15 protein-coding genes are annotated in these 12392 nt (G+C 74.0%); 8 read left to right on the top strand and 7 right to left on the bottom strand.

Features of this window, described 5'->3' with window-relative positions:
• Positions 1-27: 27 nt before the first annotated feature.
• Positions 28-783 (bottom strand): TioE family transcriptional regulator, encoded by a 756-nt coding sequence (locus tag BLW86_RS31620; protein WP_093877183.1) that lies wholly within the window; start codon positions 781-783, stop codon positions 28-30.
• A gap of 69 nt (positions 784-852) precedes the next feature.
• On the opposite strand from BLW86_RS31620, the gene BLW86_RS31625 reads away from it, so the two are divergent.
• On the top strand, positions 853-2055 hold the full coding sequence (locus BLW86_RS31625) for an erythromycin esterase family protein (RefSeq protein WP_093877184.1): 1203 nt from the start codon (positions 853-855) through the stop codon (positions 2053-2055).
• Between the two features lie 124 nt (positions 2056-2179).
• On the top strand, positions 2180-2800 hold the full coding sequence (locus BLW86_RS31630) for a PadR family transcriptional regulator (protein ID WP_093877185.1): 621 nt from the start codon (positions 2180-2182) through the stop codon (positions 2798-2800).
• A 106-nt stretch (positions 2801-2906) separates the two neighbouring features.
• Here the strand turns inward: BLW86_RS31630 and BLW86_RS31635 are convergent, their stop codons facing one another.
• Both BLW86_RS31635 and BLW86_RS31640 read right to left on the bottom strand, forming a co-directional pair.
• Positions 2907-3335, bottom strand: a complete 429-nt coding sequence (locus BLW86_RS31635) for a type II toxin-antitoxin system Rv0910 family toxin (RefSeq protein ID WP_093877186.1) — start codon at positions 3333-3335, stop codon at positions 2907-2909.
• A gap of 69 nt (positions 3336-3404) precedes the next feature.
• Positions 3405-3629: a hypothetical protein gene (locus BLW86_RS31640; RefSeq protein WP_093877187.1), complete on the bottom strand. Its 225-nt coding sequence runs from the start codon at positions 3627-3629 to the stop codon at positions 3405-3407.
• A 197-nt stretch (positions 3630-3826) separates the two neighbouring features.
• Between BLW86_RS31640 and BLW86_RS31645 the strand changes: the two genes are divergently transcribed.
• From BLW86_RS31645 to BLW86_RS31655, 3 genes are all read left to right on the top strand, one after another.
• Positions 3827-4444 (top strand): Clp protease N-terminal domain-containing protein, encoded by a 618-nt coding sequence (locus BLW86_RS31645; protein WP_177181802.1) that lies wholly within the window; start codon positions 3827-3829, stop codon positions 4442-4444.
• A gap of 41 nt (positions 4445-4485) precedes the next feature.
• Positions 4486-5595, top strand: coding sequence for an EamA family transporter (locus tag BLW86_RS31650; RefSeq protein ID WP_093877188.1), 1110 nt, complete (start codon positions 4486-4488; stop codon positions 5593-5595).
• Between the two features lie 177 nt (positions 5596-5772).
• A complete protein-coding gene (locus tag BLW86_RS31655) occupies positions 5773-6738 on the top strand; it encodes a DMT family transporter (RefSeq protein ID WP_093877189.1) in 966 nt (321 codons plus the stop codon).
• Between the two features lie 85 nt (positions 6739-6823).
• Here BLW86_RS31655 and BLW86_RS31660 read toward each other — a convergent pair whose 3' ends face one another.
• Positions 6824-7468, bottom strand: a complete 645-nt coding sequence (locus BLW86_RS31660) for an FMN-binding negative transcriptional regulator (RefSeq protein ID WP_093877190.1) — start codon at positions 7466-7468, stop codon at positions 6824-6826.
• Positions 7469-7489: 21 nt separating this feature from the next.
• Positions 7490-8161 (bottom strand): pyridoxamine 5'-phosphate oxidase family protein, encoded by a 672-nt coding sequence (locus BLW86_RS31665; RefSeq protein WP_177181803.1) that lies wholly within the window; start codon positions 8159-8161, stop codon positions 7490-7492.
• A 35-nt stretch (positions 8162-8196) separates the two neighbouring features.
• On the opposite strand from BLW86_RS31665, the gene BLW86_RS31670 reads away from it, so the two are divergent.
• The 3 genes from BLW86_RS31670 to BLW86_RS31680 all read left to right on the top strand — a co-directional run bounded on the left by BLW86_RS31670 (position 8197) and on the right by BLW86_RS31680 (position 10949).
• Positions 8197-9531: an aminotransferase class I/II-fold pyridoxal phosphate-dependent enzyme gene (locus BLW86_RS31670; protein ID WP_093877192.1), complete on the top strand. Its 1335-nt coding sequence runs from the start codon at positions 8197-8199 to the stop codon at positions 9529-9531.
• A gap of 237 nt (positions 9532-9768) precedes the next feature.
• Entirely contained in the window at positions 9769-10632 is an 864-nt protein-coding gene (locus BLW86_RS31675; protein WP_093877193.1) for an isocitrate lyase/PEP mutase family protein, read from the top strand.
• The gene (locus BLW86_RS31680; protein WP_256341480.1) at positions 10629-10949 is read left to right on the top strand and encodes a hypothetical protein; all 321 of its coding nucleotides are present in this window, start codon (positions 10629-10631) and stop codon (positions 10947-10949) included. The genes BLW86_RS31675 and BLW86_RS31680 overlap by 4 nt, the downstream gene beginning before the upstream one ends.
• 77 nt (positions 10950-11026) lie before the next feature.
• On the opposite strand, the gene BLW86_RS42200 is transcribed toward BLW86_RS31680, so the two are convergent.
• A complete protein-coding gene (locus BLW86_RS42200) occupies positions 11027-11236 on the bottom strand; it encodes a hypothetical protein (RefSeq protein ID WP_093877194.1) in 210 nt (69 codons plus the stop codon).
• Positions 11237-11339: 103 nt separating this feature from the next.
• The gene (locus BLW86_RS31690; RefSeq protein WP_093877195.1) at positions 11340-12344 is read right to left on the bottom strand and encodes a DMT family transporter; all 1005 of its coding nucleotides are present in this window, start codon (positions 12342-12344) and stop codon (positions 11340-11342) included.
• Between the last annotated feature and the right edge of the window lie 48 nt (positions 12345-12392).

A 12392-nucleotide genomic window follows, 5' to 3' on the forward strand; every position in this document is an offset into this window, starting at 1 on the left:
TGCCACTGCCGCCGGTTCGGGGCGGTCTCATTCCCGGGCGCGGAGATACGCCTCCAGTTCGGCGGCGCCGGTCAGCATCGCGCGCCCGCGGGCCGACAGGCGACGGTGCCAATCGCCGAGCGCGGCCTCCAGCGGCTCGATGCCCCCGGCCGCCCGCACCTGGTCGACCAGTGGGGCGATCTGCTCCAACAGATAGCCACCCCGCCTGAGTTGATGGGTCATCCGGGCGTCCCGCACGGCGGACCCGTCGTAGACGCGGTACCCGGTCCGGGGGTCGCGGCGCGGGCGTACGAGCCCGGCGTGCTCCCACGTGCGGAGCGTCGCGGGGCGGATGCCGAGCTGCCGGGCCAGCGGCCCGATGAACGTGCCGCCGGGGTCGGGCGGCGCCGCCGGCCCGGGTGGCGTGGCCGGGGCCGGGTCGGATGTCGTGGTGGGGGCCAGGTCGCGCAGGGCGCTCTCCACGGCCCGGAGGGTCCGGCGGTCGTCGAGGAGCTGGGCGTGGCTCTCGTCGATCAGGCGGAACGCCTCGTCGACCGCGCCCCGGTTCACGGCCCGCATGATCGACGTCGCCGTCGGATGCCCGTGGCCGGGCAGCAGGGCCAGGAACGCGCGCAGGGCGCCGGCGTGCAGCGGCGTGTAGGCGCGGTAGCCGGCGGGGGAGCGGTTGGCGGCGGGGAGGATGCCGGCCTCCTCGTAGTTCCTGACCGCCTGCGTGGACAGACCGTGCGCGCGGGCCAGATCGACCGGCCTCAGCCGACCCCCGCTTTGAAGGCTCTTCCCCATGAATCCGACGATATCGCGGGCTGATCACTGAAAAGTTTCCACCGAACCTTCAACGATAGCGTGGAAGGCATGGCGACTGACATCAAGGACACCGCCCATGCCGTCGACGCTGCCGCCCTCCTGGGGCTGCTCCCGAGCCGGCCCCGACTGCTCGCCCTGGGCGAGCCCACCCACGGCGAGGACACCCTGCTCGACCTGCGCAACGAGCTCTTCCGGCAGCTCGTCGAGCAGGAGGGCTACCGGACGATCGCGCTCGAGACCGACTGCCTGAACGGCCTGGCCGTGGACGACCACGTCACGTCGGGCACCGGCACCCTCGACGAGGTCATGGAGAACGGATTCAGCCACGGCTGGGGCGCCTCCGCGGCCAACCGCGAACTCGTGCGCTGGATGCGCGCCCACAACGAGGGCCGCCCCGCGTCCGAGCAGGTCCGCTTCGCGGGGTTCGACGGTCCGCTGGAGATCACCGGCGCGGCGAGCCCCCGGCAGGCCCTCACCGGGCTCCACGGATACCTCGCGGCCCGGGTGGACGCGGACCTGCTCCCCTGCGCCGCGGACACGCTCGACGAGCTGATCGGCCCCGACGACCGGTGGACCGAGCCCGCCGCGATGAGGGAACCGGCCCGCTCCGTGGGACGGTCGGCCGAGGCCGGCCGGCTGCGGCTGCTCGCCGACGAGCTGGTGGCGCTGCTCGACGAGCAGCGCCCGTACCTGATCACGGTGAGCTCGGCGGACGAATGGGAGCGGGCCCGCCTGTACGGGCGCACGGTGCTCGGGCTGCTGCGCTACCACCACTGGATGGCCGACACCTCGCCGGTCCGCCTGGCCCGGCTGGCGGGCGTCCGGGACCGGATGATGTCCCGGAACCTCCTCGCGCTCGCCGACCGGGGCCCGACGTTCGTCTACACCCACAACTCCCACCTCCAGCGGGAGAAGAGCTCGATGCGGATGGACGGGCGGCCGCTGGAGTGGTGGAGCGCCGGCGCGCTGGTCGACGCCGAGCTCGGCGAGGAGTACGCCTTCGTGGCCATGGCCCTCGGCACGATCCGGCACCAGGGGGTGGACGCGCCGCCGACGGACACCGTGGAAGGCCTGCTGTACGCGCTCCCGGAGGACCGCTGTGTCGTGGACGCCCGGCGACTGGCCGCCGTCCTCGGCGACAGGCGGCCCGCGCCGCGCGTGTCCCCCTGGTTCGGCTACGCCCCGCTCGACCCGGCGCATCTGGCGGCCTGCGACGGCCTGGTGTTCGTCAGGGACGTCCCGCAGCGGTAGCCCTCTTTCCCGTGACCGATTTTCCGTGACCGACCTGTCGGGTCTTGCTCGCCGAACAGTCCCGATATATCGTTGATGCATCGCGACAGTTCGACGATGGAATCTCGATGGAAGGAGCGTTGCGATGCGTTCACATGGACACGAGTACGGAAACGGACACGGCCACGGTCGTGGAGGCTGCGGCCCCGGGCCTCGGGGGGACTTCGAGGGGCGGCGTGCCGCGTTCGGGCCGTTCGGGCCCGGGTTCGGCGGCGGGCCTTTCGGTGGCCCCTTCGGCGGGCGGGGTCGCGGGGGCGGCCCGGGACGGGCGCGGCGCGGCGACGTGCGTGCCTCGATCCTGGCGCTCCTGAAGGACCGCCCGATGCACGGCTACGAGATGATCCGGGAGATCGGCGAGCGCAGTGACGGGGCCTGGAAGCCCAGTCCGGGCTCGGTCTACCCGACCCTCCAGTTGCTGGAGGACGAGGGGCTGATCACCAGCGCGACCGAGGGCGGCAAGAAGCTGTTCACGCTCACCGACACCGGGCGCGCCGAGGCCGAGGAAGGTCCCGAGGCGCCGTGGGAGGCGGCCGGGCGCGGGATCGACTGGGACGCCCTGAACGAGATCCGGCAGGCCGGCTCCGGTCTGATGGAGGCGTTCGGGCAGGTCTGGAAGACCGGCAGTGCCGAGCAGCGGCAGAAGGCGATCGCCGTGATCAACGAGGCGCGCAAGAAGCTGTACCTGATCCTCGCCGACGAGCACTGAGTCCGACGGGCACTGCGTTCGGCGAGCGCCGAGTTCGGTGTGCGTCACCGGAAGGGCCCCGCGACAGTCGTCGCGGGGCCCTTCCGGCGTTCTGTGTGCGTGCGGCTCAGGCGACCAGGCCCGAGAGCTTGCGCAGGGACTCGGTCAGCGCGGCCGTCGCCGAGTCCTTGAGCTTCCCCGCCATCAGGGAGACCGCCGCACCGGTGAACTCGCCGTCGATCCGTACCGTCGTGGCGTCCCCCTCCGCGGCCAGCGAGTAGCGGGTGGCGACGACGACCCCCATCGGTCCCTTGCCCCTGATGGCGAACGCCCGCTCGGACTCCAGCTCCTCGACCGTCCACAGGACCTCGGCGGGGAAGCCCATCAGCTTCATGTTCTCCGTGAAGGTCGCGCCCGTCTCCAGGGCGGCCGGCCCGCCGTTCGGGAAGCTGGTGTGGGTGGCGTTCCACTCGCCGTACGAGGAGAAGTCCGTGAGCCGCGTCCAGACCTTTCCGGCCGGCGCCTCGATCCGTGCCTCCGCGCTGACTTCGGCCATGAGACCACCCCTTCACGCGTGCCAACTGGGTTCCGGTGTCGCGGAACGTAGCGGGGCGGCCGTGAACATTCAATACTGATGAACCGTCAGTTCTGCGGCCGTCGGCCCCGTGCCGCCGCCGACCCACCGGATCTCCGCCGCGTCGAAGCTGTCGGAGGCCCGCGGCGCTCCGTCCTCCTCGTGGCAGTGGAAGGCCGCCCAGAACAGATCGGCCGGCAGCGCCTCCCGGGGTGCGTACACCCGGTACACGTACTGCCGCCCGTCACGCGCGAGCAGGCCCACCATCCAGAACACGACCGGAGGACGCGTGGAAGGGGGTCCGTGGTTGCAAGGGGGGCGCGAAGCAAGGCGGCGCGCGCCTCTCGGGGGGCGACGCGCGCGATCTCATCCGTAAGGAGGAGGAACCGTGCGCCCGTGCCCAACTCCGGTGGGATGCGGACATGCTTCTCCCCGGTGATGCTCCGGCCGCTGCGGCCTGATGAGGTGGGAGGGTGCACCATCCCGTCCCGCGCCCTCAGTCGCTTCCGCCGTCCGTCGCCCCGAGCGCGGAGCTCGCGTCCTCCCCGTCGCCCTCGCTCGCGGCGGTCGCGCCCTTCCTGACGCCCTCGCTCGCCACGGTCGTGTCGGGCGCGCGCCGCAGAGCGCTCCGGGACGGTGACCGTCAGATCGACACCGCCCACCTCCTGCACTCGCTCGTCGAGTCCGACCCCGAGGTCGGCGCCGCCTTCGAGGGCGGCCACCAGCTCGCCCGCGTCCTCGGCTATCTCGTCCAGCGCTCCATCGGCTACGGCCTGCGCTGGCAGCGGACGGAGGAGGGGTCGGCGGTCCGGCGTCTGCTGCCCGCCGCGCGCGGGGCGGAATCCCCGGGCGCTCGCCCCTCCCCGTGGTCCCCGGCCGCGGCCGCCGCCCTGGAGGGGGCCTTCCTGCGGGCCGCCGAGCGCGGTGAGCCGCAGGCCCGCGGTGTCGATCTGCTCGTGGCCGTCGCCGCCGATCCCGAGAGCCGCGCCGTGGAGGTGCTGCGCCGCGCGGGGGTCGATCCGGCCGCGCTGACCGCCCGTGTCACCGGCCTCCTGGCCGCCCGCGACGAGGAGCCGTCTCAACAGGTGTAACGGGGGTTACGCCCCTGACGGCGTCCTGTCATGATGGCCCGATGCACGCGTCTCAGGGGAGAAGCGCCGGCCTGGGACTCGCCCTGGCCTCGGCCTTCGCATTCGGTGGTTCAGGAGTGGCGGCCAAGCCGCTCATCGAGGCGGGACTCGACCCGCTCCACGTCGTGTGGCTCCGGGTCACCGGCGCCGCGCTCGTCATGCTGCCCGTGGCCTGGCGCCACCGGGACCTCCTGCGCCGCAAACCCGCCCTCCTCGTGGGCTTCGGCCTGCTCGCCGTCGCCGGGGTCCAGGCCTTCTACTTCGCCTCGATATCCCGCATCCCCGTCGGCGTCGCCCTGCTCATCGAGTACCTCGCCCCCGCCCTCGTCCTCGGCTGGGTCCGCTTCGTCCAGCGCCGGCCCGTCACCCGCGCCGCCGCCCTCGGCGTCGTCCTCGCCGCCGGTGGCCTCGCGTGCGTCGTGCAGGTCTGGTCCGGGCTGAGCTTCGACCTCGTCGGACTGCTCCTGGCCCTCGCCGCCGCCTGCTGCCAGGTCGGGTACTTCGTCCTCTCCGACCAGGGCGCCGACGAGGCCGAGCAGGCCGAGCGGGCCGATCCGGTCGGTGTCATCGCGTACGGACTGCTCATCGGCGCGCTCGTCCTCACGGTCGTGGCCCGGCCCTGGGGCATGGACTGGAACGTCCTCGCCGGGCGGGCCGACATGGACGGGACGAGCGTGCCCGCGTGGCTGCTGCTCGGCTGGATCGTGCTGATCGCCACCGTCCTCGCGTACGTCACCGGCGTCATCTCGGTGCGCCGGCTCTCCCCGCAGGTGGCGGGCGTCGTGGCCTGTCTGGAGGCGGTCATCGCGACCGTCCTGGCCTGGATCCTGCTGGGCGAGCACCTGGACGCGCCGCAGATCGTCGGCGGCGCGGTGGTCCTGGTCGGGGCCTTCATCGCCCAGTCCTCGACGCCGAAGGCGCCGGCACCGGGGCCGGTCGCCGGGTCCGGACCCGGGGCTGATGCCGGGACGGCGTCCGGTGCCGAGGCCGGGGCGGGGTCCACGTCCGGACCCGGGGCGGAGTCCGTGTCCGGGCCCGAGGCCGGTTCCGGTTCCGACGCGGCGGGTGCCGGGCGGGACGCGCGGTTGTCGGCCGGGCGAACCGCCCCGTAGGGTGCCGACCATGCATTCGACCGTGCTTCCGCCTCCCGCCGCCTAGCGCGCGGGGCGACTCTCCCTCGACGAAGACCGGGCCCGGGCGGGCGATTCCTCGCCGCCGGGCGGTTCGTCGCTGCCCGCGCGCGGAGTCCAGCGACCACCTTTCCCTCCTGTCTTCCACGGAGAACCCACGTGTCGAACTCCTCGGGATCCGCCCTGTCCGTCGGGCGGAGCCTCCTCTATCTGATCGTCGCCGGCATCGCCTGGGGCACGGCCGGCGCCGCCGCCTCGCTGATCTTCCGCGTCAGCGACATGGGCCCGCTGGCCCTCTCCTTCTGGCGCTGCGTCGGCGGGCTCGCCCTGCTCCTGGGCGCGCTGGCGCTGCGGCCCCGGCGCTCCGCCGCCCGCGGGGACGCCGAACCGCGCGGCCGGCGGACGGCCCGCATCCTCGGCACGGGCATCGGTCTCACCGTCTTCCAGAGCGCCTACTTCGCCGCCGTCGAGGCGACCGGGCTCGCGGTCGGCACCGTCGTCACCCTGGGCGCCGGACCCGTCCTCATCGCGATCGGCGCCCGGCTCACCATGGGGGAGCGCCTCGGCCGCGGCGGGGTCGCCGCCGTCGCCGGAGCGCTCGCCGGGCTCTTGGTCCTCGTCCTGGGCGGCGGAGCCGCGGAGGTGCGGCCGCTCGGTGTCGTCCTCGCGGTGGTCTCGGCGGCCGGATACGCGGCGATCACCCTCCTCACCCGCCGGCTCGGCCGTGACGGCGGCGGTGCGGACGCCCTGGCGACGACCACGTGGGCCTTCGCGATCGGGGCGGTCGGGCTGCTGCCCGCCGCGCTCGCGGAGGGGCTCGTCCCGCACACCGAAGCGCCGGTGAGCGTGGTGCTGCTGCTCGTGTACGTGGCGGCGGTGCCGACCGCGCTCGCCTACGCGCTGTACTTCGCCGGGGCGGCCGTCGTCCGGGCCGCCACCGTCTCCGTGATCATGCTCCTGGAGCCGGTGAGCGCCGCCCTGATCGCGGTCTCGCTGCTCGGCGAGCGGCTCACCGCCGCGATCGTGCTGGGCACTCTGCTGCTGCTCGCCGCCGTGACGGGCCTCGCCCTCGCGGAGGCACGGACGGCGGCGGAGGCACGCAGGCGGGAGCCCGTGGCGGCGTAGGAGACCGCCGCCGGGGCGGGGCTTGTGCGGTCCCGCCCCGCGTGGTCGCCAGGGGCGGGGGCCGTGTGGCTCCGCCCCGGCACGGTCATCCGTCCGTGCGACGGCGCAGCTGGTGGGCGCGGGCGTTCAGGTCGCCGGGGCCGGCCCGCTCGGCGAGCCGCTGCGAGACGCGGTCCTGGATCTCCTGAGGCTTGTTGCCCGCGTACTTGAACTTCGCCCGTACGTCGGTCACCTCCAGGCTCAGCACCCGGATCCCCGACAGCATGCGGCCGAACGGGGCCTCGCCAGGGGCGACGGTCGCCGTGCCGCCCTCCGGCTGGAAGTGGGCGACCTGGCGGTTGAGGAGCGCCGCCTTCTCCTCCGGATCGTCGACCACGCGCGCGGTGCAGCGCAGTTGGACGGCCGCGTAGTACGAGGTCGGGGTGCCGTGCTCGGACGGGGCGCCCTCGGGAGCCGTCCAGTGCCCCGGTACGTAGACGTAGTCGTCGACCACGCTCAGGAGCACCGTCGGGTTCGCCTCCAGGGCGCGCCAGAGCGGGTTGGGCCGGGCCAGGTGGGCCAGGGCCCGGCCGTACGGGCCGGGCCCGGCGTCGTACCGGAAGTGCAGGGGCTGCACCCACGGCGGCTCGCCGGGCAGGCCGTTGACGGCGAGCTGGCCGAAGTCGTGCCGGGAGAGCCAGTCGCGCCACTCGCCCTCGTCGTGGGCGGCGTCCCAGGGGTGGATCAGCATCGTGGGTCCGTCCTTCCCGGGTCAGAGCGCGACGAGGTAGCCGGGCAGGGCGACGGACGGGTCGAGGTCGTCGGCCGGGACGGGAGTGCCGTAGCCGCCCCGTACGGGGACGACGCCGGACCAGTACGGGAGGCCGAGGTCCTCGGGGTCGTCGTTGGGCCCGCCGGTGCGGACCTTCGCCGAGACCTCGTCCAGGTCGAGCCGGATCACGGCGGTCGCGGCGAGTTCCTTGGCGTTCCCGGGGCGCGAGTCGGTGGAGCGGCCGGGGACGACGTGGTCGACGAGGGCGTCGAGGGCGGTCCGCAGCTCCTCGGGGTCCGTGACCTGATGGGCGGTGCCGTGGACGACGACCGAGCGGTAGTTGAGCGAGTGGTGGAACGCGGAGCGGGCGAGCACGAGTCCGTCGACGTGCGTCACGGTCAGGCAGACGGGCAGGCCGGGGGCGGCCACGCCGTCGCCGGCCGCGCGCAGCGGCCGCGAGCCGGTGGAGCCGTGGACGTAGAGGCGCTCGCCGACCCGGCCGAAGAGCGTCGGGAGGACGACCGGCGCGCCGTCGCGGACGAAGCCGAGATGGCAGACGTAGGCCTCGTCGAGTATCGAGTGGACGAGGTCCTTGTCGTACGAGGCGCGGTGACGGGAGCGGGTGGGCACGGTCCGGTCGGTCGCCTCGTACGTCTCCGTGGTGGTGCTCATTGCCATCTCCATTGCACTAGTGCATAATCATGTTTGTGCTAGGAGAGTATCGGATCGAAGGCCGCCGCGCATCGGACATCGCCGCCAGCGTCGAGCGGGGAGTGGGTGCGGGTGCGCTCCAGCCCGGCCGACTGCTACCACCCATGCGGGAATTGGCGGCCACCCTCGGCGTGAACCCCAACACCGTCGCCGCCGCCTACCGCACCCTGCGCGAGCGCGGGGTCATCGAGACGGACGGCCGGCGCGGCAGCCGGGTGCGCCCGCGCCCCGCCACGACCGCGCGCGGCTCCCTCCGCGTGGACGCCCCCGCCGGGGTCCGGGACGTCAGCAACGGCAGCCCCGACCCCGCCCTGCTCCCGCCCCTCGGCGAGGCCTTCGCGGAGGTCGCCCGGCGGTACGCCGAGCGGCCCGGCATGTACGGAGAGGTCCCCGTCGACGAGGAGTTCGGGCGCCTCGCGCGCGCCGCCTTCGACGCGGACGGGGTGCCCGCCGGGCCCGTCGGCGTCGCCTCGGGCTCCCTCGACGCCATCGAGCGGGTGCTCGCCGCCCGCCTCAGGCCCGGCGACGCCGTCGCCGTCGAGGACCCGGGCTGGGGCAGCCTCCTCGACCTCGTGCCCGCGCTCGGCCTGCGTCCGGTCCCGGTCGCCGTCGACGACGACGGACCCCTCCCGGAGGCCGTCGAACGCGCGATCCGGCAGGACGGGGCGCGGGCCGTGATCGTCACCGACCGGGCGCAGAACCCGACGGGCGCCTGCGTCACCGAGGAGCGCGCCCGGGAGCTGCGGCGGGTCCTCGGCGCGCACCCCGGCGTGCTCCTCGTCGAGGACGACCACGGACACGGCATCGTCGCGCAGCCCCTCCACCCGCTGGCCGGCGTCACCGACCACTGGGTGCTCGTCCGCTCGGTCGCCAAGGCGTACGGGCCCGACCTGCGGATCGCCGCCTTCACCGGCGACGCCGAGACCGTCGACCGGGTGCTCGGGCGGCAGCGCCTCGGTCCCGGCTGGGTCAGCAAGCTCCTCCAGCGGACCGTCGCACACCTCTGGGCCACGGGCGCGGTGGATCCGGCCGTCGTCGCCCGCGCGTACGGGAAGCGGCGCGACGGGCTCGTGCGGGCCCTCGCGCGGCGCGGCGTCGAGGCGCACGGGCGGGGCGGCATGAACGTCTGGGTGCCGGTCTCCGACGAGACCGGCGCGGTCACCCGGCTCCTCGCCGCGGGGTGGGCCGTCGCGCCGGGCGCGCGCTTCCGCATGGACGCGGGGCCGGCCGTCCGGCTCACCGTCTCCGGGCTCGCGGTCGCGGAGGTCGAGGCGCTGGCGGACGCGGTGGCGGGGGCGGTGGGGCCGGCGCCGGCGCGGAGCTACGGGTAGGCGGCATCCGAAGGGTGGCGGATGCGTGCCCGGCCCATCTGGCGTGCGGGGCACGGTCGTTCCTCGCGCAAGTGACGTTTCTCTGGTGAATGCGCTAGCCCTGGAGAGTGAGTAAAGCGCTCGTACGCGGAAGTTCCGCCCCGTCTCAGGAAATCATCAGGTTTTGGTAAAGCTCCGTCGTGTTGCGGCGGTTCTGCACCTTTTCCGTGTTTCCCCGAGATGACCAGGAGTCAGACCTTGACTTACGGAAACAAGTTGCGCGAGGCCGTCGCGGCGCCGGGCACGACCCCGCTGATCGGCGTGTACGACATGTACTCGGCCTCCGTCGCCGCCGACCACTACGACGGGATGTTCGTCTCCGGGTTCGGCTTCGCCGCCTCGTACTACGGGCTGCCGGACATCGGCTTCATCGCCTGGCCGGACATGGTGGGGTTCGTGCAGCGGCTGCGCGGCGCGTTCCCCCGTCACCACCTGCTCGTGGACATCGACGACGGCTACGTCGACCCCGAGGTGGCCTGCCACGTGGTGGAGGGCCTGGAGCGCATCGGTGCCTCGGGCGTGATCCTGGAGGACCAGAAGCGGCCCCGCCGGTGCGGCCACGCGGACGGCAAGCAGGTGCTGCCGCTCGACGAGTACCTGGCCAAGCTGGAGATGGTCCTGGCCACCCGCCGGGACATGGTCGTGGTGGCCCGCACCGACGCCACCGACGAGGCGGACATCCTCCGGCGGGCCGAGTGCCTGGCCGCCACCGACGCCGACGTGGTGCTCGTGGACGGTGTGCGGAGCGTCGAGTGGATCCACCGGATCCGTGAGGTGGTCGACGGCAAGCCGCTGCTCTTCAACCAGATCGCCGGGGGCAAGTCCCCGCGGCTCTCGCTCACCGAGCTCTCCGATCTCGGCGTGGACATGGCGATCTACAGCACGCCCTGTCTCTTCGCGGCGCACGAGGCGATGGATTCGGCGCTCTCCGAGCTGAAGCGGGACGACGGCCGACTGCCGTCCTTCGACCCCGAGTCCGGCGTCGGCGTCGCCGCCTCCACCCGCCTCCTGGAGCGGAACATCACCCGCCACCACGCGGTGCCCGAGCGGGTCGGCGCGTGAGCCCCGTGATCCCCGGACAGCGGAGGGAGGGGACGCTCGGGCCCGCGCCGAAGGCGGCGGCCGGCGGCCCGCTCAGGACCCCGCTGAAGGCGCTCGGCCTGGCCGTCGCCCTGCTGGCGGCGGGCGCGGCTCCGGCCGCGGCCGACGGCAGCCTGCTCACCGTCATCGACAATTCCCACGCCGACTCCGTCGTGGAGATCGACCGGGCGGCCAACGTCCAGTACGGCAGCAGCGGCACGGCGGGCAGTGACCACGACGGCAGTGCCGTCGACGCCCTGGAGGCCCTGTTCGGCGGCGCGCGCCGGGACGCCGACTGACGCTTCGAGACGAACGGAACGGCCGGACACCGCCCTCGTGGTGTCCGGCCGTTCCCGTGCCCCGCCGTCGTGTGCGGTCAGTCCTCCTGGAGGTCGGGGAGGCCCAGCTCGTCGAGCTCGACCGGCTCCGGCCCGTCCATCGGGGCGGTGGCGGTGACCGCGCCCGCGGTGGCGGACACGGGGGCGGAGGCGGCGCCCGCGGCGTGGGCCGCGCCGGCGGAGCCGAGGAAGGCGCCGGTCACGGCGAGGGCGGCGAGGAGGGTTCGGGCGGTGGTGGTGAGGTTCATGCCCGGTCAACGATCTTGTGGATCCGTACGTAACGGAGAGTGACACGGGAGAGGGAGAGGCGCCCGCCCGCCGCCTGCGCGCCCCGCCGTCCGGGCGATGCCCTCAGGCGCGGCTCGCCGCCCTGGGAGGCGTCTCGGCGGGCACGGCGGCCGGCTGCGGGGCCGTCGCCGGCGGCGTCGCGCGGCGGGAGGCGCGGGTCTGGGTGAGGGCCGCGCCGGCCAGCACCACCAGGGCGCCCACCGGGGTGTTCCAGGTGAGGTGCTCGTCCAGCAGGGCGACGCCCGCCGCCGTGGCGATCACCGGGATGAAGTACGTGACCATCGAGGCCGTCGTCGGGCCGACCTCCGCGACGACGCCGTACTGGAGCAGCATCGCGTACCCCGTTCCCAGCGCGCCGAGCGCGATCACGGAGAGGAGCGGCATGAGCTCCACGGACTCCGGGACCGAGGTGAACAGGGGAGTGACCACCGCCAGCTGGAGGGTCGCCAGGCCCACCTGGGAGCCGGCCAGCGAGAGGTTCGAGGCGCCCGTGCCGCTCAGGGTCCTGCGGACGTAGATCCAGCCGACCGCGTAGCTGAAGGAGGCGAGCAGGGCCAGGGCCGTGCCGGTCACGTCGAGGCCGGAGAAGCCCTGCCAGGCGCCGAGCACGGTGAGCACGCCGACGAAGCCGATGCCCAGACCGGCCGCGCGGACCCGGGTCGGGCGGTCCTCGGAGAGCGCCACCAGCGAGAGCACCATGCCCCAGAGCGGCGTCGTCGCGTTGCAGATGCCCGCCAGGGTCGAGGGGATCGTCAGCTCCGCGTACGCGAAGAGGGAGAACGGCAGCGCGTTGAGGAGGAAGGCCGCGACCGCCAGGTGGCCCCAGACGCGGGCGCCGCGCGGCAGCCGGTCGCGCTTGACGACGATCGCGAGGGCGAGCACCGCCGTGCCGAACAGGAGCCGTCCGAAGGTGACCTGGAAGGGCGCGAAGCCCTCCGTGCCGACCTTGATGAAGAGGAAGCTGAAGCCCCAGATGAGGGCCAGGGCGCCGAAGCGGACGCGCCAGTCGAGCAGACGTGGGGCGGCGGCGGGCGCGGGGGACGGGGAGGGCGGGGCTGCGGGGCTCATGCGCTCAGGGTGACCGGAACGACGTCTTAGAACAAGCGAGAATTCCTC

This window comes from Streptomyces sp. TLI_105 (assembly GCF_900105415.1).
Lineage (GTDB): Bacteria > Actinomycetota > Actinomycetes > Streptomycetales > Streptomycetaceae > Streptomyces.

Bases quoted from the DNA above. Each gene is read 5' to 3' on its own strand.
- BLW86_RS31620 (WP_093877183.1), bottom strand. From the start codon at position 783: ATGGGGAAGAGCCTTCAAAGCGGGGGTCGGCTGAGGCCGGTCGATCTG.
- BLW86_RS31625 (WP_093877184.1), top strand. From the start codon at position 853: ATGGCGACTGACATCAAGGACACCGCCCATGCCGTCGACGCTGCCGCC.
- BLW86_RS31630 (WP_093877185.1), top strand. From the start codon at position 2,180: ATGCGTTCACATGGACACGAGTACGGAAACGGACACGGCCACGGTCGT.
- BLW86_RS31635 (WP_093877186.1), bottom strand. From the start codon at position 3,335: ATGGCCGAAGTCAGCGCGGAGGCACGGATCGAGGCGCCGGCCGGAAAG.
- BLW86_RS31650 (WP_093877188.1), top strand. From the start codon at position 4,486: ATGCACGCGTCTCAGGGGAGAAGCGCCGGCCTGGGACTCGCCCTGGCC.
- BLW86_RS31660 (WP_093877190.1), bottom strand. From the start codon at position 7,468: ATGCTGATCCACCCCTGGGACGCCGCCCACGACGAGGGCGAGTGGCGC.
- BLW86_RS31665 (WP_177181803.1), bottom strand. From the start codon at position 8,161: ATGAGCACCACCACGGAGACGTACGAGGCGACCGACCGGACCGTGCCC.
- BLW86_RS42200 (WP_093877194.1), bottom strand. From the start codon at position 11,236: ATGAACCTCACCACCACCGCCCGAACCCTCCTCGCCGCCCTCGCCGTG.
- BLW86_RS31690 (WP_093877195.1), bottom strand. From the start codon at position 12,344: ATGAGCCCCGCAGCCCCGCCCTCCCCGTCCCCCGCGCCCGCCGCCGCC.